A 21,436-nucleotide genomic window follows, 5' to 3' on the forward strand; every position below is an offset into this window, starting at 1 on the left:
GTTTTGAAAGATGCGGTCAATCGATCTTGATTGAACGCGGTCGCCTGATAGCGATATTCGGCGATTTAGTAAAGGAGAAGCGGCTTTACTCGCCGATCATCTCGACCAATCCGCGCACCGTGTTCCAGTTTCGCAACGTGCCGACGCCAAGGCGTTTGGTGGTCAGCGCCGAGAGGAGACGGGTCTCGCTCGCCTTGCCGCCGAAATCGATCCATAGGTCGCCATCAACCACCGCCAGGCGTTCCGGGTCGTTCCTGTGTTTGCCGAGGGCTGCTATCACCGACGGCTCCAGCGGTTTTCGCATGACGCGGACGACGACCTCACTACCCTTGCCGTCGCTGAACGGATTGCCGGCGGCAAGCCTGCGCCAAGTCTCGGCATCGCGAGCAATGATATCGACAGCCTTGCCAAAACTCTTCGCGAAGCCTGCTTCGAGCCGTGCCTCGATCTCCGCAATTGGTTGCGCGTCAGCCTCGAAAACGAGATTGCCGGTCGCGACCAGCGTCTTGACGTCTGAAAATCCAATGCTCTCCGCCATGGCCCGCAAATCGCTCATGACGACGCGCCGACCGCCGCCAAGGACGATACTGTGCAGAAGCGCGATGTAGACCGCCATGCCGTCAGGCGGCCTTTTGGCCAAGGCGGAAATAGCGCCACGGGGTCCACCAATGATAGCGGTTTTCCAGCGTTTCCGGCACGGGATCGAGCCCGCTTGTGCCTCCGGGACCGCAGCGCGCCACGCGGAACAGCGTCATCCAGCCGCCGGCCCACAGGCCATGCCGGGCAATCGATTCATAACCGTATTCCGAGCAGGTCGGGATATGGCGGCAGGAATTGCCAATGAAGCCGGAAAGCGTCAGTTGATAGAAACGGATGAGACCCATGCCAAGGAGCCGATCGGGTGTCTTGCGGAAGGGGCCGGAATAATTGCGGGATTGGCGTGGCTTGCTATTGCCGTGGGGCGGTGCTTTGTCGCGCCTTATCCTTTTGGAGCCCGCGGCCGCTCCTCCCTCATCTTCCTCATCTTGCATGGAGCAGAGATGGCACATCGCCGGCAGCCTTGATCAAACGGCTTCGCTCGCTATGGCCCTGGCGGGTTCGCGCGCCGCCTCGATCTGACCGACCGCATCCACCACGGCATCGAATGTCAGCATCGTCGACGCATGCCGGGCCTTGTAGTCCCTGACCGGTCGCAGATAGCGCATGTCTTCGAAGCGCCCTGTCGGCCCCTCGCCGTCCGCCTTCAGCATCGCCAGCATGTCTTCGCGCGCCTGGCGCAACTCGCTGGCGGTGGCGCCGACGACATGGCGGGCCATGATCGAGGAAGAGGCCTGTCCGAGTGCGCAGGCCTTGACGTCGTGGGCAAAATCGGTCACGACGTCGCCGTCCATTTTCAGCCAGATTTTGACGCGAGAGCCGCATAGTCTGGAATGGGCCTGAGCGCTTGCATCGGCGTCGGAAAGGCTGCCGATGCGTTCGATATTGCCGGCAAATTCCAGAATCTTGCTGTTGTAGATGTCGTCCATTATCGCTTTGCTCCGACGCGCCCGTTCTTTGTTTCATAACAAAAAACACAGCGTGTCTCGTTAGGACACTTTCACAGGGACAATGCCATACTATATGTATGTCGTTCGAAGACCATCAAAATGCAATGGTCTTCTGTAAGTTTGATGGGAAACCGTGCAGGACGGCAGGCTTGTCCGCCAGCCAGAACGCCCCGGAGCCCGCCAAAGGTGCATAATTCTCCAGGTTCGGGAGGATACCAGTGGCGAGTCCGACAAAATAAGATCCGCGATGCGGATCAGGAGACCACAGGTAATGGACGCCATTGTAAAGAACTTTCCGCAAGCAGTTGAATCCAATCCGGTATTGGACCGTCCGTCCCAAAAGGAAGCCGAGGACGCAGTCCGCGTTCTGCTTCGCTGGGCAGGTGACGATCCGCAGCGCGAAGGGCTGCTCGATACGCCGACCCGTGTCGCCAAGGCGTATCGCGAACTCTTCTCCGGCTACGATTTGAACCCCGAGGACGTGCTCGGCCGCACCTTCGAGGAGGTTTCCGGCTATGATGACATGGTTCTCGTGCGCGACATTCCGTTTTTCTCTCATTGCGAACACCACGTCGTGCCGATCATCGGCAAGGCGCATGTCGCCTACCTGCCGAACGGCCGCGTCCTTGGTCTGTCCAAGATCGCCCGCGTCGTTGAAATTTTCGGCCGCCGCCTGCAGACGCAGGAGGCCATGACCGCCCAGATCGCAAACGCAATCGACGACTCCCTGCGTCCGCGCGGCGTCGCCGTCATGCTCGATGCGGAGCATATGTGCATGGCGATGCGTGGCGTGCAGAAGCACGGCTCGTCGACGTTGACGACGACCTTCACCGGTGCCTTCAAGGCCGATCCGGCCGAGCAGGTCCGCTTCATGACGATGGTCCGGAGCCGCTGATTAGGCTTCAAAGAAAGAGCCGGAAATGAACTTGGTATTCAACGAGCCTTCCGCAGACAAATCCGAACTTGAGGATGCAGGCGATTTCACCCCCCGTTTCGATGATCGCGGCCTGATCACCGCGATCGTCACCGATGCCCATGACGGTGAACTGCTAATGGTCGCGCATATGAATGCCGAGGCATTGGCACTGACCATAAAGACAAAAACGGCGCACTACTTCAGCCGTTCGCGCGGAAAAATCTGGAAAAAGGGTGAAACTTCCGGAAATCTGCAGACGGTGAAGGAGATGCGTACCGATTGTGATCAGGATGCTATCTGGCTGAAAGTTGAGGTCGCCGGTCACGATGCAACGTGCCATACTGGACGGCGTTCCTGCTTCTATCGCACTGTCGAGCTGGAGGATGGAAAGCCGGTGCTGAACGTCGTCGACGATCACCTGCATTTCGATCCCGGCGAGGTCTATGGGCAGTAAGCACCGCCCGCCGGCTAATAAGCAACAGCCAAATATACGATTTGGAAACAAAAAAGGGACAGTATTTTAGCAAGAGGCAGGTTTATGCCTCGGAGGATTCCATGTTGAACTGGGGGTTGATTCGTCAGAGCGCCGGGCAGGTTCCTGCCGGTACAGGTCCGACCACCTCACAGAACATACCTGCACCGCCCGCTGTCCCCGCTCCCCCAAAAAAAGTGAAGATCGCGCTGGCGCTCGGCGGTGGCGCTGCTCGTGGCTGGGCGCATATCGGCGTGCTGCGCGCCCTGACAGAGGCTGGAATCGAAGTCGGCATGATCGCCGGCACCTCCATCGGAGCTCTGGTCGGCGGCTGTTATCTCGCTGGCAAACTTGACGAGCTGGAGGCTTTTGCCCGCTCGCTGACCATGCGTCGCATCGCCAGCCTTCTCGATCTCACTATTGGCGGCAGCGGTCTTTTCGGCGGCATGCGGCTCACCAAGCGCATGCAGGAACACCTTGAAGGCTTCACCATCGAGGATCTGGACCGCCCCTTCGTCGCGGTCGCTTCTGAACTGAATACCGGCCACGAGGTCTGGATCACCAATGGCTCACTGATCACGGCGCTGCGGGCATCCTATGCCCTGCCCGGCATTTTCGAGCCGGTGCGCACCAATAGCCGCACGCTGGTCGACGGCGCGCTGGTCAATCCGGTGCCTGTTTCCGTCTGCCGTGCCTACGAACAGCCACTCGTGGTCGCCGTCAACCTGCATTACGACCTTTTCGGTCGTTCGGCCGTCGTCAAGCACAATGCCGGTCCATTGAATGGCGAGCAGCAGCGTCGTGATGAAGCGCCCTATACAAAGCTCGGCATGACCGGTGTCATGGTACAGGCTTTCAACATCATCCAGGATCGGATTTCCCGCGCACGTCTCGCCGGCGATCCGCCAGACCTGGCGCTGCACCCGCGCCTCAGCGACATAGGTCTCTCAGAGTTTCATCGTGCCGGCGAAGCGATCGAGCGCGGCTATGAAGAGACCTCCGTCCGGCTTGTCGAAATCAGGCGCATGCAGGAAGCCTTCGCCCGATAGGACGTTAATCATTCGGATTTGGAGCTGATTTCGTCTTTGGCGAGCACCGGCTTGGCGCCTTTGGCTCAAGGCGTTCGTGGCGGCAATCGCCCTCTTCAGACGATTGCTCTGGTTGCTACGAACCGTTCTTCACCCTTACCCTGCGATATAAGCCTTGATTTGCTCTGTCTCGAGTTCGATTTCGCGGATGCGCCATTTGACGACGTCGCCGATCGAGATGATGCCTGTAAGCTTGCCTTTTTCTTCGACCGGAACATGGCGGAAGCGGCGGTGCGTCATCAGTTCCATCAGTTCATCGGTGGTGGTGTCTTCCTTGCAGCGGTGCACCTTTGCCGTCATCAGCGAAGCGATCGGCTGGTTGAGGCTCTCCGGGCCGTGCTTGGCGACTGCGTTGACGACATCACGCTCGGTGAAAATGCCGGAAATCTTGCCCGCCATCCCGACCACGACAATTGCGCCGATGCGGTTTTCACTCAGAATTTTGGCGGCTTCCGCAAGGGTCGTATTCCCTCCGGCGGTGGTAACATTGCGACCTTTGGCATCAAGTATGGCTTTAACGGAGACTGACATTCGATCCTCCCATCTCGAAAGCAAAGTGAACAATTGAGCCTCGGATTTGTTCCGAATCGCCTCAGGACTCGGGCCGATGCTGCTTTCATCGACCGCGCCGGTCTCCTCCCTTCGCGGCCGATGAGCATGAATGGTGCGCTAGTGGGGGTCAGAAAGCAACAGCTTCATTTCGCCTATGCAGCCGAGTCTTCGAGCTCGACAGGCGCGCGCCGGTCGAACAGGGCAAACAGCAGGAAGCCGAAAAGGAAGCCACCGATATGCGCATCCCAGGCGACCGGCTGGGCACTGTCGCCGACGATGGTTATGCCGAAAGCGACGAGCGCATTGCCGGCGATCCACATCACGATATAGGCGACGACCGTGCGGCTGCGCATCGAGGCTGCAATCGATAGACGCGGATTGAGATGTGCCTGCCGAATGCCGACACGGCGGCCGTCCATGGCGGGAAAGGCAAAACGGCAGGCCGCTCCCATCAACCCTGAAACGACGCCCGATGCACCGATCAGCAAGCTTTGGTCGCCCCAATAGATGACGGCATGCAGGAATGCGGATGCGGCGGCCGAAAGAATCCAGAAGATCACATAGCGTGCAACGCCGATGCGGCGCGCAACGGGCGCGGCAAAGACCATCAGCCACAGTCCGTTGAAGACGATATGTTCGATGCTGCCGTGCAGGAGCGAATAGGTAACCGGCGTCCACAGCCATTCCAGCCCCTGTTGCGACAGCGGAAAGGCGTAACGCGCGGGAATGAAGCTGAAGGTGAAATACAGCCAATTCAGCGTATCGTCCGACCACCAGGGCAGATTTTGAATAGCGAAGACAACGAGGAGCAAGCCGAGGCTTGCAACGATGACGGGCGGCAGATTGAAGGCAGGAACTCGCCCCGGCGGCCGATTTTCCTCGGGCTCGTGGCGCGGCGGCTCTGCATCATCCATGACTTGCTCTGACATCTTGAGAAGGGACTCGAGACATACAGCAGCGAATATCAAAAAAAAAGCCGCCCAACCCTGTTGGACGGCTTGCTCGGGCGCTCCTCGCTGGGATGTGCCGCAATGGTATGTCCCACGCCCGAGATAGTTTGTGCTGAAGGTCACCCTCGTGAAGTGATGGTCTATTTCTCCCACTCATGGCCGTTCAAGGCAAACGAAACCCTCTGTTAACCTTAATGGCCCGACCTTGGCATGGAATAAGCATGGCATCCTGCAAGGGCAATGAATGCTCCGGCTTTTGAACTGAAATGGGACACGGACTCGTCATGCGGCAGAAAACCAGCACAGAGATATTTACCTACTGGGAACAACTTCGCTGCAATGCGGATGCACCCCTGCGCAATTTGATACAGCCTTCGGCAGTCCGCCACATCCTGCCTCAGCTCTTCATTCTGGAGTCGGTGCCGAATGAGGCGCCACGCTTTCGGCTGGCCGGAACGGCGATCTGCAGCTTCATGGGGCGTGAGCTTCGCGGCGAGAGCTTTGCTACATTGTGGGCCGGCAGTCAGCCTGATGATCCCGTGCGCATTGCCGCCGGCGTGATGGCACATGTGGTTCCCGCCTTGATCAATGCGACCGGTTATAGCATCAGCGGTCGCAACATCGCCTTTGAAATGGTGCTGATGCCGGTGCGTTCGGCCGGCGATGTCTGCGACCGGCTGCTCGGCTGCCTGACGCCCGTCGCGCCAGCGTCTTGGCTCGGCAGCGAGCGTCTGGAATTCCTAGCGCTCGACCGCAGCAGCCTGCTGTATGAGCGCCCTGCCCGCCGCGTCGAATTGCCAATGTATTATCCGGAGCCTGCCGATTTGGTCTCCCGCCATGACGGCGTAGGGCTCGGTGAATTGATGCGCCGCGCGCTGAATCCGAAGGCGGCTGGCCACGATCACGGAAAGGTTGACCCATCGCGATACAGATTCAATCGTCTTCTCTGAGCTATCCCTCAGAGAAGACAACATTACCTTAAGAAGTTTCGGCTAGTGATTGCACGAAACATAATTGGTTGAAGAAGCCCTTTCATGCATTCATTCCAGCCAGCCCAGACGACACGGCCAAACCAATTGGCAGGAAATTCGTCTCGCATGGATCAGCGGACCTTTCAGCGGGTTCCGATCAACATGCAGGGCCGGTTGATGCTGGCCAACTACGAAGAATTCGAATGCCTGGTCACGGATATGTCGCCCGGCGACATGTACGTCACCTGCCTGGGCCGTCCGCGCACCAATGAGCGTGTCGTGGCCTATATCGACCATCTCGGCCGGGTCGAGGGTAATGTCGTTGCCGTCGACGCCCGCGGCTTTAGCATGTCGATCAACGCAACCGACCGCAAGCGCGAGAAACTCGCCGCTCAGCTCACTTGGCTGGCCAACAAGCATGAGCTCGGTCTGCCGGAAGATCGCCGCCACGACCGTCTTACACCGCGCAACACGCTCAGCGAATTGACGCTGGAAGACGACACCCGCTATGTCTGCCGCATCATGGACCTGTCGCTTTCGGGCGCTGCCGTCGACATCGAGGCACGCCCGCCGATCGGAACGCCAGTCCGCCTCGGCAACATGCGCGGCCGCATCGTGCGCCACTTCATGGAAGGCGTCGCGATCGAATTCCTCTCGCTGCAATCTCGCGAGACCTTGCGCGAATTCCTCTAGGCCGTCGTCTTAAGCTCTGGCATCAGATCCCCATCGTAATGACAGCAGCGCGAAAAGAGTTCGTGAAGTTGGTCTGACATTGCGCTCGGTCTCCTTGGCGTTATAGAGGCAGACACGCGATGGCGATTGATGTCATACCGTTACGAGAACGAGAGTTCTTGATCCAACTCTTCGCTGTTCCAAATATTTCGGAGCAAGTCGACTTCGGTCGATACTATGAAGCTTTCTGCGAAATCGCCTTGGAACGCGGCGAAATAATCCATCATAAATGTGTTATTCACAGGCCAAATAACAGACGGAATGTTGTTGGCTTCAGGTAAGCGACTGGCTGGTACTTCTCATCGAAACTGACCTCACCTCAACGGAGCTTTCCCGAGCAACTATCAGTATCAGCCAATGCCTGGTCGAGATAACAGAAGCTGATATGTTGGCTCGCCGGAGCCAAGTTTGACAGCGAGGGTCAATTAGGCCGTCGCAACCCTATTATGATTTTCACCCCTCAGCCTGTGTGACGGCCGATGAAGACGCTTTATCCTGAAATTGAGCCGTACGATCAGGGCATACTCAACGTCGGCGATGCGCAACGCATTTGCTGGACGCAATCAGGCAATCCGAACGGTGTTCCCGTCGTTGTCCTGCATGGCGGTCCGGGCTCCGGCAGTTCCGCCAGCGCCCGCCTTTTTTTCGATCCAGAACATTATCGCATAATCCAGTTCGACCAGCGCGGTTGCGGCGGAAGCCTGCCGCATGCGTCCGAGCCGGAGGCCGATCTTTCCGCCAACACCACATGGCACACGGTTGGCGACATCGAGCAGCTTCGGTGCTTTTTCGGCATCGAGCGCTGGTTGGTCTACGGCAATTCCTGGGGCTGCACCTTGGCGCTGGTCTATGCCGAGACGCATCCGCAATGCGTCGCAGCCCTCGTTGTTGTTGGCGTCACCATGACACGGCAATCCGAGGTCGATTGGCTCTATAGCGGACTTGCCCGTTTCTTTCCGGAGGAATGGGCACGCTTCCGTGCTGGCGTGCCGGAGAGCGAGCGTGATGGCGATCTGGTTGCCGCATACTATCATTTGCTTCGTAATCCGGATCCAGCCATCCATGCCAAAGCCGCCAAAGACTGGCACGACTGGGAATCTGCTTCGATCCTCGTCGATATCAGGGCGACTTTACCCGGTCGCTGGTCCGATCCCCGATATTTCACCGCAAGAGCGCGCATCATTACGCATTACTTCCATCATCGCGGTTGGTTGGAAGACCAACAGATATTAAGGGATATCCACCGGCTCAGCCGTATTCCCTGTGTGATGATCCAGGGCCGGCTCGATCTCGAGGCGCCTATCGTCACCGCTTGGGAACTATCGCGGGCATGGCCCGCGGCGAGACTGGTCGTGGTTCCCAATTCCGCCCATTCTCCGTCGACGTCGGAGATGGCGGCAGCCATTGTCGAAGCAACGGACGAATTTCGCGTCATCGGCTGACGGCAGAAAAAAATTCAAATATTTTTTGGCTGACATTTTCCCAAAATGGCACAGTTCGAGGAAAATTCCGGCACTAGCGAGGTTTCGGCGATGTGCTGAGATGAAGCGACTGCTCCGTTTTCACGCCACTGCCGGCAAATGGTGTGCTTCGCGGATTTCTGCCGCAGGCAAGAAAATCATTTGAAAACAAATAAATATGGGGAATCCCAACGCGGCAGCTCGCTCGGAAAAACATTCGAATTTTAATCGAATTCTCCGAAAGTTCGATTCAAGTTTTGCTCTCATTTTATGACAATTTGATCCGCATTTGAATCAACTAAGTCCTTAATTTGACTACGCAATTTTGCGTCGGATAAAAGCCTGCATGTCATTCTGTTCCCAATAAACAGGGACACGGACATGAGCTTTCAATTCCTTTTTCGCGGCTATGCCGCCATGGCTCTTTTCACCTTCGGCTGTCTCGGCTTCGCCCATGCGACGCCGGCCAATATGACGATCACTGGCGATGCTGCACCCCCGATTGGTCATTATGAGTTCTGCAAGGAAAACCCGAAGGAATGCGCTTATGCCGGTGGCGATGCCGGTCCCGCTATTCTGACCGAAGATCGCTGGAAGGCCATCCTGAAGATCAACTACACGGTCAACACGACGATCAAGCCGATGACCGATATGGATCTCTATGGCGTCGAGGAAAAGTGGGCGATCCCGACCACCGCCGGCGACTGCGAGGATTTCGCGCTGCTGAAGCGAAAGGAACTGATCGATGCCGGCTTCTCTGTCTCCGATCTGCTGATGACGGTCGTGCTGCAGCCGAACGGCGAAGGCCATGCCGTGCTGACGGTGCGCACCGATCGCGGCGACTTCGTTCTCGATAACATGCGCAACAAGGTAAAGCTTTGGTCGGACACCGAATACACCTTCCTGAAACGTCAGTCCGCTGACGATCCTGCCCGCTGGGTCAAGATACAGGATGGCCGCGCCGTCGCAGTCGGCAGCTTGAAGTAATTCGTGTCCACCACGCGATCGCCGGTGGCCTAGCACCGGCGGTCCCAGTCAAGGCCCGGTCCGTCCCCGCATTTCTGTCCCGACCGGCGCCTTAGAGCCGTTCCCGCTGTCCCGGGGACGGCTCTTTTCGTTTCTAAGGTGTGCGCAAGGTCATAGCAGTGGAAAACGCGCACGCTGCCCACCGGCCCCGAATTCCGCCCCGATTTTCGGAGAGGTATTTGTGCCGATAAATATGTGAGCCGACGCATTTTTAATGGCTCGTTAACCACCATGGCGGCAATCATTCCACAGCGAGACTCATCAGGGGTCTTGAGCCGCGGCGGACGCGTCATCGACGATCGTTTCCAAGGCGGATGGAACCGAAGGCAAGAGCATGACCCCTCCTCTGTCGTCCGCCTACACGATCGACGAACAGCCGCTGATATCGAGCGGCCTCATTTACCGTCTGACCGCGGGCGTTGCCGTACTTGCCGCTCTCACCGTTGCCATCACCATTGGCGGTCGCTGGCTCGGCGAAAAGATCTCACTGGCCGGCCACACTGCCGATACCAAGCCGATCACGGCGACGATCGGCGAGGATACGCTGCGTCTTGGCGCCAATACCATCCGCTTTCCGAGCGAACGTGTGAGCGGTGTCGCGGAGCGCGTTGATCTCTATCTCACCTGGCCGCAGATGCAGGGCTATAGCGATGCCGACCGCCTGCGCTTTGACGATATTTCCCAGGCCTCGTCGCTGGTTTTCCTCCAACTCAGCCAGAGCACGATGTCGCGCGACATGTCCGGCCGGCTGGAGCCGATCTATTCGCATCTGATGGAAGGCGACGCCTTTGCCGGTCCGCATGGGCTGACGGCGCATCGCCTGCGCGCTGACGCCGGCTACAATGGCGAAGTGCTTCTGACCGCGCCGCGCGCCGGCGAACCGGATTATGTCGTGCGCTGCATCTTGCCCTCCTCGCCCGATCAGGCGACCAGCGGTGACTGCCAGCGGGATATCAAGGTGGGCAAGGATCTCAGCGTGCTCTATCGCTTTTCCAGTCATCAGCTTGGCGACTGGCAGGCGATGGATGCCGCTGTCCAGAATTTCGTGAAGACGCGCCTTGTCGATACAACCGGCGCAACAGAATCTCCGTAAGTGATGACTAAAATTATGCGGAAACCTGAAACCAACTGTTCATCATAAACCGATTGGTAACGCTAAGCCTCTACTCTCGAACCCCAACGGGCGTTCATGGAGGCGGCGGCCGGATAATCGAGAACGTAAATGCAAGCAGAGAGTGAAGTAGTGTCCAGATCAATTTTTTCCGCATCCTCTTCAAACGCCGGCAAGTTTTTGGCGAGGGCGCTGTTCGGTTTTGTGATCACGACTGCGACGGTAACGGTTACCGTTGATGTGTCTGACGCAGCCGGAGGCCCGAAATACGCGGGCATCGTCATTGATGCGAACACAGGCAATGTCCTCTACAGCGAAAATGCGGATACGCTTCACTATCCCGCCTCGCTGACCAAGATGATGACGGTCTATCTGACTTTCGAGGCGCTTGAGGCCGGTCGGATCACGCTCGATACTCCTGTCGTCTTCTCGAAAAACGCTGCCTCGCAGGCCCCGACCAAGCTTGGTATCGGTACTGGCCGGTCCGTGACCGTTCGGGAGGCGATTCTCGGCATCGTCACCAAGTCCGCCAACGATGCGGCGATGGCGCTCGGCGAAATGCTTGGCGGTTCGGAAGACAATTTCGCCCGCATGATGAACAACAAGGCTCGTGCGCTCGGAATGACGCGCACGACCTATCGCAACCCGAACGGCCTGCCGAATACCGCGCAGATGACGACGGCGCGCGATCAGGCCCGTCTTGGCGTCGCCCTGCGTGAGCACTTCCCGCAATATTACGGCTTCTTCTCCGAGACGAGCTTTCGTCTCGGCAGCAGAGTGATCCCGGGGCATAACCATCTGCTCGGCTCGGTCCGCGGCGTCGACGGCATCAAGACGGGTTACACCCGTGCTGCTGGATACAATCTCGCCACTTCGGTGAAGGTTGACGGCCGCTCGATCGTCGGTGTCGTGCTTGGCGGCGCTTCGACGCCCGCGCGCGACAACCAGATGCGCAAGCTGATCGCCACCTATCTGCCGCAGGCATCCGCGAAGCATATCGCCTCGAACGTCGTAGCCCAGACGGCAGCGGATGCGCCGAACGTCCAGGCTGCGAGCGCCCGCATGGCGGCTGCCGGCAGCGCCAAGATGAGCAAAGACGAGACCGCCGAGGCTGACGACGACCAGCAGCCGTCGAGCGCTGCGGCTTTCGCGGCGATAACGCCGAAGTCGAGCAATCCGCTGCTTGCGACTAAGCAGAAGCAACGCGCCGCATCCGATGAAGTTGCTTCCATCCAGCCGGCATCGACGGTTCCGGATCAGGACGATGCGGATGAAGTCGACACCGTCACGACAGCATCCACGTCCAAATCGGATACCAAGATCATCAAGACCCAAAAGGTTGAGAAGACGGAGAAGGCTGAAAAGCCTGAGAAGGTTGCCAAGGCGAGCAAGGCTGAGACCGGCCCGACCGGCTGGGTCGTCCAGATCGGCGTTTCCTCCAGCAAGGACGGAGCCAACGATCTGCTCGATACCGCCAAGAGCAAGGGCGGCAAGGCTTTGCACTCGGCCAAGCCCTATGCGCTTGCCTTTGATGGCGGCTACCGCGCCCGTTTCGGCGGCTTCGAGGACCAGAATGCGGCGGTTAACGCCTGCAAGGCTCTCAAGAAGGCCGGCGTGAAGTGCTGGGCGAGCTTGGAATAAGGATGTGACACGGTTTTTCGTGCCCCATCGTTCAGAAATCTACCGGATGGCCCGTTGGGACATCCGGTTCTTCCGGCCACGGATGACTATGGGGCCGGCCCTGAGTTTGTAATGTGTTGCGGGGATATGAAAATGGCGATGAACGAGAACTTTCCGGGTTTCTCGCTCGATGGCGGGGGAAAGATAAAATCGAAGAGCTTTGCTCTTCATCCGCTGCATGAGGCAGCCATGCGGTTGGCCGATCTCGGCCTCAACCGCTCGCGTTCGCGCAACAAAACGAAAGACCTCATCGGCATCCTGCTCTGCCACGGAGCTCGCGCTTGGCGCTATTCTCAGCCGGAAGCCCACATCCACCTGCATATTACTGCGCCGAACGGCCAAGCCCCGGTGTTGATGCGGTTGCGCTGAGCAATACCGGAAAGCCTGCGAAGCGGCTTTCCATCCGGCATCGCAGAAGAGACAGAGCGGTTCTGCATTCCTTGATTTGAACCGCTCTACGCAGTCGCCCTACAATAATCCCAGTTCCGAGAGTTCACGCCTGAGATCGGCAGGCAGTTCGGCGACGCCGCCAAGGCTGTCGAGATCGCGCGGCACATCCTCTTGCGGCAGGTATCGCCAGCCTTGGAAGGCACGGCGCGGCTGGCCGGCAGTCTCGACAACACTTGGATCGAGAATGAGCCGGCAACGCTGGATGCCGTCAGCATCGGTGAAGGTTTCAATGCCAAGCAGTTTCTGTCGCGCCTGCACCTGCCCCTTGATCACCCAATAAAACGAGCCGCCATCCAGCAGCTCTTCCATCCGCTTGGGCACCATCCGGGTCGTATGGGTGGTATGCGGCTCCAGACCGGCGGCGATGGCGCTCATCGCCCGTTCCGATACCCATTCGCGCAGATCCTCAAGCGAGTCTGCGCCCACGCATAATTTGATGAGATGCAAAGCCATGCCGCCCGTTGAAATCCTTTTGGCGGGCAGCGTCAAGCTTTTAGCATCAAGCGTCCACACTCAACACTCGACGACATTCACCGCGAGGCCGCCCGTGGAGGTTTCCTTGTATTTCTCGCTCATGTCGTGGCCGGTCTGGCGCATGGTTTCGATGCAAGCGTCAAGCGGCACGAAATGCTGGCCGTCGCCTTTGATGGCGAGCGATGCGGCCGTCACCGCCTTGACGGCGCCGAGCGCGTTACGCTCGATGCAGGGCACCTGCACGAGGCCGGCGACGGGGTCGCAGGTCATGCCGAGATGGTGTTCCAGCGCAATCTCTGCAGCGTTTTCGATCTGCTCGGGCGTTGCGCCCATGACGGCGGCAAGCCCCGCAGCCGCCATCGCGGCCGCCGAGCCCACCTCGCCCTGACAGCCCACTTCGGCGCCGGAAATCGAGGCATTGTGCTTGATGATGCCGCCGACGGCGGCAGCGGTCAGTAGGTAATTGCGGATGCCGTCCTGATCCCAATCCTCATGGAAATGCTGGTAGTAGCGGATCGTCGCGGGAATGACCCCGGCAGCACCATTGGTCGGCGCTGTGACCACGCGCCCGCCCGCGGCATTCTCCTCGTTGACGGCCATGGCGTAGACGCTCAGCCAATCATTGGCGAGCAGCGGATTGATGCGGTTGCTGCGCCATTCTTCCTGCAGCTTGTCATGGATGGCGCGCGCCCGGCGGCGCACCTTCAGGCCGCCCGGCATGATGCCCTCGACCTTCAAGCCCCGATCGATACAGCTATTCATCGCCGCCCAGATGCGGTCGAGCCCGGCGTCGAGCTCTTCGCTGCTCATGCGCGTCTCTTCATTGGCGCGCTTCATCTGCGCGATCGAGAGACCGGAGCGCTCGGCCATTTCGAGCATCTGCTTGGCGGTGGAAAAGGGGAACGGAATTCGCTCGCCGGAGGAAGCCTTCTTCTTGTCGGCGCGCATCTGTTCGAGTTCGGTGTCGGTGACGACGAAGCCGCCGCCGACGGAATAATAGATGCGCTTGACGAGCAGGCGTTCATCCTTGTCGAAGGCGGAAAAGCTCATGCCGTTGGCATGGCCCGGCAGCGGCACCTTCTTGTCGAAGATCAGGTCGGTTTTCGGTTGGAATTGATAGGCCGGATGGCCCGGCGGCGTGATGCGCCCGCTGCGTTCCACCTCGTCGATGATGGCATCCATCCGGTCGGGGTCCACCGAATCGGGCCGCTCACCCATCAAACCGAGAATCACCGCCCTGCCCGTACCGTGCCCTATGCCGGTATGGGCGAGCGAGCCGTGCAGGCTGACCTTGATCGAAGCGACATGCACGTTCGAGGACGGACGCGGCCATTCGCTTGACAGCACGAGGTCGAGGAAACGATTGGCGGCCGACATCGGACCCATCGTGTGCGAACTGGAAGGCCCCACGCCGATCTTGAAAACATCGAAAACTGAAAGAAACATGGACCTGTGGTGCCTCCTCGGCAAATCAGCAAACGGCGAAGCTACGCCATCGGAACAACCCCGCATAGCGATCGACCGACATCGGATTTCATGCCTGCGACATTACATGTAGGCACGATGCTGCGCAAACATAAGGCCATTGCGCCCGAATGGCCGTACGCTACAGTCGCCGGCAAATAGACTTGGAGAATCTGCTTTCATGACGACCGCCGACTATGTCGCTCTCGCCCTCTTCGTTCTTCTCTGGGCCGCGCACAACTGGATCATCAGTAGCGCCCGCTTCTTCAACCGCACCAGCCTGACGCTGGCAATGAATGAGCGCCGGCGCGAATGGATCTACAACTCGCTGCGCCGCGACCTTAAGATGATCGACACGCAGATTCTCTCCGGCCTGCAGAACGGCACCGGTTTCTTCGCCTCCACGTCGATCTTCGCCATTGGTAGCTGCTTCGCCTTGCTCGGCGCCACGGACAAGGTCAACGCCTTCTTCTCCGACCTTCCTTTTATCATCAACGGCGGCCGCACGGCATTCGAAATCAAGGTGGCGGGACTTGCCTGTCTGTTCGGCTATGCCTTCTTCAAATTCGGCTGGGCCTATCGCCTGTTCAACTATTGCACCATCCTCTTCGGCTCCTTGCCGATGCTGGCAGATGCCGAACTCGATCCGGTGCGGGCCGAACGCGCCGCCGAGCGGGTGATCCGCATGAATGTCATCGCCGCGCGCAACTTCAATGCGGGTCTGAGAGCGATCTTCCTGTCGATCGGCTACCTCGGCTGGTTCCTCAGTCCCTATGTCTTCATCGTCACGACAGTCTTCATCATCATCGTCCTGATCCGCCGGCAGTTTTTTTCCGATGCGCGTCTGGCCATCATGGATATCGATGTGCCATGACATCGCCACGCCGGCGCTATCAAGTCGGCGGTCAAGATTTAAATTCATGCCTGGAAGGACCTGCCAATGGCCGTTATCGCCGAGAGCATCGATGCGCCGCAGAAGATGCCCCGCATCGGCATTCTGGATACGGCCCGCGGCATCGCGCTTCTGGCGATGGCGAGCTATCATTGCACCTGGGATTTCGAGTTTTTCGGCTATCTCGAACCGGGCACGGCGGAGACCGGCTGGCTGAAAATTTACGCCCGCGCCATTGCGAGCACTTTCTTGTTTCTGGCCGGCTTCAGCCTTGTGCTTGCCAACACGCCTGAAATTCGCTGGCGCCCCTATTTCAAGCGCCTCGGCATGATCGTCGCCGCTGCGGTAGCGATCTCCGTCGTCACCTTCATCGGCATGCGCGACGAATGGATATTCTTCGGCATCCTTCACAGCATCGCCGCCGCCAGCATTATCGGCCTGCTCTTCCTGCGCCTGCCGGCTTTCGCAACGCTGCTGATAGCAGTGCTGCTTGGCGCCGGCATTATCGTCGACAATGTCATTGCTCCGCTTTCGCTGCATTCCGCTGTGTTCGACCAGCCCTGGCTCTACTGGCTCGGCTTGTCGGATAACCTGCCGCGCTCGAACGACTACGTACCGGTCTTCCCCTGGCTGACGCCATTCCTCTTTGGGCTCGGTATCGCCCAACTGGCCCTATCCTTGGGATGGCTGCGGTCATTGGCGAAGCTCGGCCCTGGCCGCAACCTGATCGCCCGCATCGGCCGCCACAGCCTGGCTTTCTACCTTGTCCACCAGCCGGTGCTCTTCGGTCTCGTTTACCTTCTGTCGCTGGTCGCGCCCGCGCCGGCCCCTGATCCCACGCTTACCTATCTCAGGCAATGCCAGGCCTCTTGCGTGCGATCCGGCAGCGAAACCATGTGCCGCAGCTTCTGCCAATGCACGCTTGATAAATTACAGGCGCAAAACCTCTTTTCGCCCCTGGAATCCGGGGCAATCAAAGCAGATAGCGATGAACGAATAAACCGAATCGCGTTACAGTGCTCGGAGCAAGCGCAATGACAGGGTTATTCTATGAATGCCTATCGTTCCAAGTCGCTGAGTTTTCCATGGCCGCCTTTAATTTATAGTCTTACAGTTATAGCAGCGCTTTACTTGAATGAAGATTATCCCGTGCGGCTGCCCTATCTTGGGGCTGTCATCGCTTGGGGCATGGGCGCCCTTTTGACGATTGCTGCGGTCACCTTGAATGTTTGGGCAGTGAAGACGCTGTTCGAAAGCCGCACGACCGTGTTGACGCAGCGCTGCACGGCGCATCTGGTGACCAAGGGCCCGTTCCGCTTCACCCGCAACCCCACCTATCTTGGCTACAGCCTGCTGACGGCAGGCCTCGGCCTGATGATCGGCAATCTCTGGTTCGTCGCCATGGCCGCCGTAGCGGCGGCGCTGACCACACCGCTGGTCATCCGCTGCGAGGAAATGCACCTGCTCTCCCGCTTCGGCTGCGAATTTGAGTTCTATTGCAAGCGTACGCGGCGCTGGATCTGAAAGCGGGAGGTGCCCGCAGTCGCTGCTTATCGGTATTCAGCGAGGAGTAAAATCCGACCGATCTTTGTTCTCGTACGTTGCACGAGATCCATCGCGACTGAATCATTTTCACCGGCATAAAGATCGAATTCACGACCTTTTTTCCCATCAGAAACCCCTTCCAGCCGGGTCGATGTTTTCCAAGCCCGAAAAGAGCAGCCGAGGTCACCGCACCGGACGCTGATGTCGCCCGCCAAATATCGATTCGAATCGATGGTAACGCTTAGCTGAACGTGAGTGTCCTGATTGTCGATAAGCAGGCAGCGAACATGAATTTGGCAATCGAGTTGGCCATAGATCGCATCCTTGCCGTCCAGCAAAAGGGCGTAGGCAACCGGGATATCGGCATTGTCGTTATCGGCCGCTTGAGTATTCCCGACATTGAACGGAACGAGCGCGATGCCCATCGCGAAGACGAAGCTAAACCTTGCCGCCATACGCCATAACCTTCTGTGAATGCTCGGTTATCTACAAAGCATTCTCGTTAGAATTGTGGCGGCGATGATGTGCCTTATGCTTTGACGGTAGTAATCAGGTCCCCACACCAATCTCAGCCAGGCGGCCGAGGCAGGCTTCTTCGACATTGTCGAGTTCGGTCAGCGTGTCTTCGATATCCTTGCGCTTCTGGCGCAGTTCCTCGCGCTTTTCGTCGACGCGCTTCATCAGGAGCTTCAACTGGCCGATCTCGCCTGGCGGCTCCTTATAGACCTGAATGATCTCGCGGATTTCGGCGATGGTGAAGCCGATGCGGCGGCCGCGCAGGATTTCCTGGATCAGACGGCGGTCGGCTGGCCGGAAAAGGCGCGTGCGGCCCCTGCGCTCGGGATGGATAAGACCTTCATCCTCGTAGAAACGCAATGTGCGGGTGGAAACGCCGAATTCCCGCGTCAGCTCCGTTATGCTATAAAACCTGTCCAACAATAGTCCGCCTCTCTGGTCCAGGGCCTATAATATTGACTTTTACGTAATAGTCAATTTCAGCCCGGCGGCGACGGACTTTCGATCTTCAAAGATGCCTTGAATTCAAAGGCCTAGCGGCCTAAGTGAATGGAAAACCACCAGGTTGCCAGACCCAGGAACGAAAAATATCCCGTACAATCCGTGACCGTAGTGACGAATGCCGACGAGGCAATGGCTGGGTCAGCGCCGAATCGGTGCAGCACCAAGGGCAGCAGGATACCGCCAAGGGCGGCCGCGACGAGATTGATGATCATTGCCGCGCCGATGACGATGCCGAGCTGGAAATCATGGAACCAGAAGGTAGCGATCGCACCCATGATGATCGCGAAGAGGATGCCGTTGAGAAAGCCGACGCCCGCCTCTCTCCGGATGACGCGGAAGGCATTGTAGATGTCGAGGTCGCCGGTTGCGAGCGCGCGCACGGTAACCGTCATCGTCTGTGTGCCGGCATTGCCGCCCATCGAGGCGACGATCGGCATCAGCACGGCAAGCGCAACCATTTTCTCGATAGCACCGTCGAAGACATCGATAATGCTGGATGCAAGTATCGCCGTGATCAGATTGACCGCCAGCCAGACAAAGCGTGAGCGCACCGTAGAGGTGATATTGTCGGACAGCTCTTCGTCGCCGACGCCGCCCAGGCGCTTGATGTCTTCGTCCGCCTCTTCATGGATGACGTCGACCACGTCGTCGATGGTCAATACACCGACGAGGCGGTCGTTTTCGTCGACGACAGCGGCAGACAGCAGGTCATATTGTTCGAAGACCTGCGCGGCCTCTTCCTGGTCCATCACGGCCGGAATCGGATGCGAGGTCTCGCGCATGATGCTCTCGACCTTCGTCTGCCGCTTGGCCCGCAAGATGCGGTCGAGATCGACGCTGCCGAGCAGCTTGAAAGTCGGATCGATGACGAAGATCTGGGTGAAGGCTTCCGGAAGCCCCTCCTCTTCGCGCATGTAGTCGATCGTCTGGCCGACCGTCCAGAACGGCGGCACGGCGACGAATTCCGTCTGCATGCGGCGGCCGGCTGAACTCTCGGGATAATCGAGGGCGCGCCGCAGCCGCACGCGCTCGGTGAACGGCAGTTGCGAGAGGATCTCGTCACGGTCTTCCTGGTCCAGGTCTTCGAGAATGTAGACGGCATCGTCCGAATCGAGCTCGCCGATGCCGGCGGCGATCTGGTCGTTCGGCAACTGGTCGACGATCTCCATACGGATCGCGTCGTCCACTTGCGTCAGCGCCGTCATATCGAAGTCGTCGCCGAGCAATTGCACCAGGGCCAAACGTTGATCGGCAGGCAGCGATTCCAAGAGGTCGCCGAGCTCCGATTCGTGCAGCCGGACGACATTTTGTTGCAGGAACGGAGTGTCGCCTCGCTCGATGGCGTCGTTGACCTCGGTCAGGAAATCGGAGCGGACAACACCGTCCTCGTCGTAGATGTCTGGATTGGTTTTCGTGGAGGCGTTGCGAGTGCGTTCGTCTTCGTCGGTCGTCGTCATTTGCCGCCTCCCTTCTTGCTTCTGTTCAAGGAGAATGACGGCAAAAAGCTGATTGTCAACAATTGGATAGGCGGGAAAGCTAACAATTTGTATCGCGTCTGTAAGACGGTGGCGCCCGCGGCGTCTTGCCCCTATCCTTAGGCCGCGAACATGTCGTCCCGTTAACAGAGAGTGCCGTGTCAGTCCGTCCCATTATCCGCTTCCCCGACCCCTTGTTGAAAACAGCCTGCGCTCCTGTCACCGTCTTCGACGACGGCTTGCACGGGCTCGCCGCCGATCTCCTGGATACCATGCGCGCCGCCCCCGGCGTCGGAATCACCGCCGCCCATATCGGCGTGCTTCAGCGCGTCACCGTGATCGAACTCAGCCGCGAGGACGGGGCTTGCACCTATATCAATCCGGAGATTATCTGGTTTTCCGAGGAGACGATGCGGCACATGGAGGGCAGCGTCTCCATGCCCGGCCTTACGGACGAGATCGTCAGGCCGAAAGCGATCCGCTTTCGCTATCAGGATATCGACGGTCACACTCACGAGGCCGAAGCCGAAGGCTTTCTTGCCATCTGCATCCAGCATGAAGTCGACCAGCTCGACGGTCTGTTCTGGCTGCAGCGGCTTTCGAAATTGAAGCGCGACCGGCTGGTGAAGAAATGGGAAAAAGCGAAGGCCTGATCCCCCGTCCCCATGCAAATGTGTCTGCGTATCAATGTCCGCACATAAAAATGCGGGCGCCCTTGAGGCGCCCGCCGGATTGTCTGCATGAAGCGGCAGATTAGCCCTTGAGCTTGGTGTTGCAGAGGCTGTAATAGCCGCCGCCCTTCTGGATCCACTTCAGGCCGTTAAGCGTGTTCTTGGCCTTGTTGTCGTTGTAGGCGTCGACGCAGGTGTGGAAGCGGCCCTTGCCGGGCGTTTCGCTTGCATACTTCGGATCGACAGCCTTCGGGAAGGTTACGCCAGCCGGCGCTGCAGTCGTTGCCTTCGGCGGCTCCTTGGCCGGCGGGTTGGCGGCATCCGGCTCATCGGTAGCAGGCTTGGCAGCCGCCGTCGTCTTGGCGGTGGTGGTGGTCTTTGCCGGCGCAGTGGTCGTCGGTGCCGTGGTGGCAGCACTTGCGTCAGCAGCGCACTGCGAAGCACGGAAATCATTCCACGTCTGGCCGTTCAGGGTGCCGGCTTGCTTGGCGGCCTGATACTTGGTGCTGCACTCTTTCATGGTCAGCGCAGAAGCCGGTGATGAGAGGGCCATCGAGCCCACAACTGCAAGAGACGCAAAAGACATCAACAGGATGGCACGACTGGTCATTGGCAAATCCTCCGCTCTATGACGAATGTCGAAACTATTAATCATCCCGCCCTTTCGATTGTCAATTGACGCACGAGTCGTGGGCGAGCAACGACACCATATGGGGAAGAACATGAACGGTAACTGTACGGAAATATCTATCGAAGATGGTATCATCCTCTGATGTGCAACTCTCAAAGGACGCGGCGGCGCCGATCGCCGGCAGGAGATGCCCAAATGATCGGCGAGACGAAACACCATCTGCCGCACCGCCGTTAACCTCGTCCATCAACCAATTTCGGAGGTTTCGATTGCGGCTACATTAACCGAATAGTAACCATCTTTCTTATT

24 protein-coding genes and 1 pseudogene are annotated in these 21,436 nt (G+C 58.6%); 14 read left to right on the forward strand and 11 right to left on the reverse strand.

Annotation, left to right across the window (positions count from 1 at the left end; all coding sequences use genetic code 11):
* Window positions 1–85 precede the first annotated feature (85 nt).
* The 3 genes from GGD50_RS05910 to GGD50_RS05920 are packed head-to-tail and all read right to left on the reverse strand — an operon-like array spanning window position 86 to window position 1,526.
* Window positions 86–616 carry a DUF1697 domain-containing protein gene (locus GGD50_RS05910; protein ID WP_107108072.1) on the reverse strand — a complete coding sequence of 177 codons (531 nt, stop codon included), beginning with the start codon at window positions 614–616 and terminating at the stop codon, window positions 86–88.
* 4 nt (window positions 617–620) lie between these two features.
* On the reverse strand, window positions 621–1,049 hold the full coding sequence (gene yidD, locus GGD50_RS05915; protein ID WP_107108073.1) for a membrane protein insertion efficiency factor YidD: 429 nt from the start codon (window positions 1,047–1,049) through the stop codon (window positions 621–623).
* Between the two features lie 15 nt (window positions 1,050–1,064).
* The gene (locus GGD50_RS05920) at window positions 1,065–1,526 is read right to left on the reverse strand and encodes an iron-sulfur cluster assembly scaffold protein (protein WP_181316048.1); all 462 of its coding nucleotides are present in this window, start codon (window positions 1,524–1,526) and stop codon (window positions 1,065–1,067) included.
* Between the two features lie 292 nt (window positions 1,527–1,818).
* Between GGD50_RS05920 and folE the strand changes: the two genes are divergently transcribed.
* From folE to GGD50_RS05935, 3 genes are all read left to right on the forward strand, one after another.
* The gene (gene folE, locus GGD50_RS05925; protein ID WP_107108075.1) at window positions 1,819–2,442 is read left to right on the forward strand and encodes a GTP cyclohydrolase I FolE; all 624 of its coding nucleotides are present in this window, start codon (window positions 1,819–1,821) and stop codon (window positions 2,440–2,442) included.
* 25 nt (window positions 2,443–2,467) lie between these two features.
* Complete coding sequence (gene hisI, locus GGD50_RS05930; RefSeq protein WP_107108076.1) at window positions 2,468–2,917, forward strand: phosphoribosyl-AMP cyclohydrolase; 450 nt, start codon at window positions 2,468–2,470, stop codon at window positions 2,915–2,917.
* Between the two features lie 101 nt (window positions 2,918–3,018).
* Complete coding sequence (locus GGD50_RS05935) at window positions 3,019–3,984, forward strand: patatin-like phospholipase family protein (RefSeq protein WP_107108077.1); 966 nt, start codon at window positions 3,019–3,021, stop codon at window positions 3,982–3,984.
* Between the two features lie 135 nt (window positions 3,985–4,119).
* Here GGD50_RS05935 and GGD50_RS05940 read toward each other — a convergent pair whose 3' ends face one another.
* Window positions 4,120–4,554 carry a CBS domain-containing protein gene (locus tag GGD50_RS05940; RefSeq protein ID WP_107108078.1) on the reverse strand — a complete coding sequence of 145 codons (435 nt, stop codon included), beginning with the start codon at window positions 4,552–4,554 and terminating at the stop codon, window positions 4,120–4,122.
* Window positions 4,555–4,727: 173 nt separating this feature from the next.
* Window positions 4,728–5,504 (reverse strand): rhomboid family intramembrane serine protease, encoded by a 777-nt coding sequence (locus GGD50_RS05945; protein ID WP_181316049.1) that lies wholly within the window; start codon window positions 5,502–5,504, stop codon window positions 4,728–4,730.
* A 305-nt stretch (window positions 5,505–5,809) separates the two neighbouring features.
* Here GGD50_RS05945 and GGD50_RS05950 point away from each other — a divergent pair, with 305 nt between their 5' ends.
* The 7 genes from GGD50_RS05950 to GGD50_RS05980 all read left to right on the forward strand — a co-directional run bounded on the left by GGD50_RS05950 (window position 5,810) and on the right by GGD50_RS05980 (window position 12,874).
* Entirely contained in the window at window positions 5,810–6,475 is a 666-nt protein-coding gene (locus tag GGD50_RS05950) for a PAS domain-containing protein (RefSeq protein WP_245407462.1), read from the forward strand.
* An 84-nt stretch (window positions 6,476–6,559) separates the two neighbouring features.
* Window positions 6,560–7,189, forward strand: coding sequence for a PilZ domain-containing protein (locus GGD50_RS05955; protein WP_107108081.1), 630 nt, complete (start codon window positions 6,560–6,562; stop codon window positions 7,187–7,189).
* Window positions 7,190–7,707: 518 nt separating this feature from the next.
* Window positions 7,708–8,670, forward strand: a complete 963-nt coding sequence (pip, locus tag GGD50_RS05960) for a prolyl aminopeptidase (RefSeq protein WP_107108082.1) — start codon at window positions 7,708–7,710, stop codon at window positions 8,668–8,670.
* 399 nt (window positions 8,671–9,069) lie between these two features.
* Window positions 9,070–9,675, forward strand: a complete 606-nt coding sequence (locus GGD50_RS05965; RefSeq protein WP_107108083.1) for a transglutaminase-like cysteine peptidase — start codon at window positions 9,070–9,072, stop codon at window positions 9,673–9,675.
* A gap of 373 nt (window positions 9,676–10,048) precedes the next feature.
* Entirely contained in the window at window positions 10,049–10,807 is a 759-nt protein-coding gene (locus GGD50_RS05970) for a hypothetical protein (RefSeq protein ID WP_107108084.1), read from the forward strand.
* Between the two features lie 129 nt (window positions 10,808–10,936).
* Window positions 10,937–12,466, forward strand: a complete 1,530-nt coding sequence (locus tag GGD50_RS05975; RefSeq protein WP_107108085.1) for a serine hydrolase — start codon at window positions 10,937–10,939, stop codon at window positions 12,464–12,466.
* 132 nt (window positions 12,467–12,598) lie between these two features.
* Entirely contained in the window at window positions 12,599–12,874 is a 276-nt protein-coding gene (locus GGD50_RS05980; RefSeq protein ID WP_107108086.1) for a hypothetical protein, read from the forward strand.
* Window positions 12,875–12,973: 99 nt separating this feature from the next.
* Here the strand turns inward: GGD50_RS05980 and GGD50_RS05985 are convergent.
* Together GGD50_RS05985 and GGD50_RS05990 are read right to left on the reverse strand one after the other, a co-directional pair.
* A pseudogene (locus GGD50_RS05985) lies at window positions 12,974–13,445 on the reverse strand (DUF1489 family protein); the annotation flags it as partial.
* A gap of 23 nt (window positions 13,446–13,468) precedes the next feature.
* On the reverse strand, window positions 13,469–14,875 hold the full coding sequence (locus tag GGD50_RS05990; RefSeq protein WP_107108088.1) for an L-serine ammonia-lyase: 1,407 nt from the start codon (window positions 14,873–14,875) through the stop codon (window positions 13,469–13,471).
* A 199-nt stretch (window positions 14,876–15,074) separates the two neighbouring features.
* Between GGD50_RS05990 and GGD50_RS05995 the strand changes: the two genes are divergently transcribed.
* The 3 genes from GGD50_RS05995 to GGD50_RS06005 all read left to right on the forward strand — a co-directional run bounded on the left by GGD50_RS05995 (window position 15,075) and on the right by GGD50_RS06005 (window position 17,309).
* Window positions 15,075–15,767, forward strand: coding sequence for a DUF599 domain-containing protein (locus GGD50_RS05995; RefSeq protein ID WP_107108089.1), 693 nt, complete (start codon window positions 15,075–15,077; stop codon window positions 15,765–15,767).
* A 66-nt stretch (window positions 15,768–15,833) separates the two neighbouring features.
* Window positions 15,834–16,823 carry an acetyltransferase domain-containing protein gene (locus GGD50_RS06000; RefSeq protein WP_107108090.1) on the forward strand — a complete coding sequence of 330 codons (990 nt, stop codon included), beginning with the start codon at window positions 15,834–15,836 and terminating at the stop codon, window positions 16,821–16,823.
* Between the two features lie 12 nt (window positions 16,824–16,835).
* The gene (locus GGD50_RS06005) at window positions 16,836–17,309 is read left to right on the forward strand and encodes a methyltransferase family protein (RefSeq protein WP_107108091.1); all 474 of its coding nucleotides are present in this window, start codon (window positions 16,836–16,838) and stop codon (window positions 17,307–17,309) included.
* Between the two features lie 26 nt (window positions 17,310–17,335).
* Here GGD50_RS06005 and GGD50_RS06010 read toward each other — a convergent pair whose 3' ends face one another.
* The 3 genes from GGD50_RS06010 to mgtE form a co-directional block, all read right to left on the reverse strand.
* Entirely contained in the window at window positions 17,336–17,785 is a 450-nt protein-coding gene (locus tag GGD50_RS06010; protein ID WP_146143991.1) for a hypothetical protein, read from the reverse strand.
* Window positions 17,786–17,879: 94 nt separating this feature from the next.
* Window positions 17,880–18,266 (reverse strand): MerR family transcriptional regulator, encoded by a 387-nt coding sequence (locus tag GGD50_RS06015; RefSeq protein WP_104823169.1) that lies wholly within the window; start codon window positions 18,264–18,266, stop codon window positions 17,880–17,882.
* Between the two features lie 113 nt (window positions 18,267–18,379).
* Window positions 18,380–19,807 carry a magnesium transporter gene (gene mgtE / locus GGD50_RS06020; protein WP_107108093.1) on the reverse strand — a complete coding sequence of 476 codons (1,428 nt, stop codon included), beginning with the start codon at window positions 19,805–19,807 and terminating at the stop codon, window positions 18,380–18,382.
* Between the two features lie 176 nt (window positions 19,808–19,983).
* Between mgtE and GGD50_RS06025 the strand changes: the two genes are divergently transcribed.
* Window positions 19,984–20,478, forward strand: coding sequence for a peptide deformylase (locus tag GGD50_RS06025; protein ID WP_107108094.1), 495 nt, complete (start codon window positions 19,984–19,986; stop codon window positions 20,476–20,478).
* A 100-nt stretch (window positions 20,479–20,578) separates the two neighbouring features.
* On the opposite strand, the gene GGD50_RS06030 is transcribed toward GGD50_RS06025, so the two are convergent.
* Window positions 20,579–21,106: a hypothetical protein gene (locus GGD50_RS06030; RefSeq protein ID WP_107108095.1), complete on the reverse strand. Its 528-nt coding sequence runs from the start codon at window positions 21,104–21,106 to the stop codon at window positions 20,579–20,581.
* Between the last annotated feature and the right edge of the window lie 330 nt (window positions 21,107–21,436).

It is taken from the genome of Martinezella paranaensis (genome assembly GCF_014200235.1).
Taxonomy (GTDB): domain Bacteria; phylum Pseudomonadota; class Alphaproteobacteria; order Rhizobiales; family Rhizobiaceae; genus Rhizobium; species Rhizobium paranaense.

Bases quoted from the DNA above. Each gene is read 5' to 3' on its own strand.
- GGD50_RS05950 (WP_245407462.1), top strand. From the start codon at position 5,810: ATGCGGCAGAAAACCAGCACAGAGATATTTACCTACTGGGAACAACTT.
- folE (WP_107108075.1), top strand. From the start codon at position 1,819: ATGGACGCCATTGTAAAGAACTTTCCGCAAGCAGTTGAATCCAATCCG.
- pip (WP_107108082.1), top strand. From the start codon at position 7,708: ATGAAGACGCTTTATCCTGAAATTGAGCCGTACGATCAGGGCATACTC.
- GGD50_RS05980 (WP_107108086.1), top strand. From the start codon at position 12,599: ATGGCGATGAACGAGAACTTTCCGGGTTTCTCGCTCGATGGCGGGGGA.
- GGD50_RS05970 (WP_107108084.1), top strand. From the start codon at position 10,049: ATGACCCCTCCTCTGTCGTCCGCCTACACGATCGACGAACAGCCGCTG.
- GGD50_RS05910 (WP_107108072.1), bottom strand. From the start codon at position 616: ATGGCGGTCTACATCGCGCTTCTGCACAGTATCGTCCTTGGCGGCGGT.
- GGD50_RS05920 (WP_181316048.1), bottom strand. From the start codon at position 1,526: ATGGACGACATCTACAACAGCAAGATTCTGGAATTTGCCGGCAATATC.
- GGD50_RS05975 (WP_107108085.1), top strand. From the start codon at position 10,937: ATGCAAGCAGAGAGTGAAGTAGTGTCCAGATCAATTTTTTCCGCATCC.
- yidD (WP_107108073.1), bottom strand. From the start codon at position 1,049: ATGTGCCATCTCTGCTCCATGCAAGATGAGGAAGATGAGGGAGGAGCG.
- GGD50_RS05935 (WP_107108077.1), top strand. From the start codon at position 3,019: ATGTTGAACTGGGGGTTGATTCGTCAGAGCGCCGGGCAGGTTCCTGCC.
- GGD50_RS05995 (WP_107108089.1), top strand. From the start codon at position 15,075: ATGACGACCGCCGACTATGTCGCTCTCGCCCTCTTCGTTCTTCTCTGG.
- GGD50_RS05965 (WP_107108083.1), top strand. From the start codon at position 9,070: ATGAGCTTTCAATTCCTTTTTCGCGGCTATGCCGCCATGGCTCTTTTC.
- GGD50_RS06005 (WP_107108091.1), top strand. From the start codon at position 16,836: ATGAATGCCTATCGTTCCAAGTCGCTGAGTTTTCCATGGCCGCCTTTA.
- GGD50_RS06010 (WP_146143991.1), bottom strand. From the start codon at position 17,785: ATGGCGGCAAGGTTTAGCTTCGTCTTCGCGATGGGCATCGCGCTCGTT.
- GGD50_RS05945 (WP_181316049.1), bottom strand. From the start codon at position 5,504: ATGTCAGAGCAAGTCATGGATGATGCAGAGCCGCCGCGCCACGAGCCC.
- GGD50_RS06000 (WP_107108090.1), top strand. From the start codon at position 15,834: ATGGCCGTTATCGCCGAGAGCATCGATGCGCCGCAGAAGATGCCCCGC.
- mgtE (WP_107108093.1), bottom strand. From the start codon at position 19,807: ATGACGACGACCGACGAAGACGAACGCACTCGCAACGCCTCCACGAAA.
- GGD50_RS05955 (WP_107108081.1), top strand. From the start codon at position 6,560: ATGCATTCATTCCAGCCAGCCCAGACGACACGGCCAAACCAATTGGCA.
- GGD50_RS05990 (WP_107108088.1), bottom strand. From the start codon at position 14,875: ATGTTTCTTTCAGTTTTCGATGTTTTCAAGATCGGCGTGGGGCCTTCC.
- GGD50_RS06030 (WP_107108095.1), bottom strand. From the start codon at position 21,106: ATGACCAGTCGTGCCATCCTGTTGATGTCTTTTGCGTCTCTTGCAGTT.
- GGD50_RS05940 (WP_107108078.1), bottom strand. From the start codon at position 4,554: ATGTCAGTCTCCGTTAAAGCCATACTTGATGCCAAAGGTCGCAATGTT.
- hisI (WP_107108076.1), top strand. From the start codon at position 2,468: ATGAACTTGGTATTCAACGAGCCTTCCGCAGACAAATCCGAACTTGAG.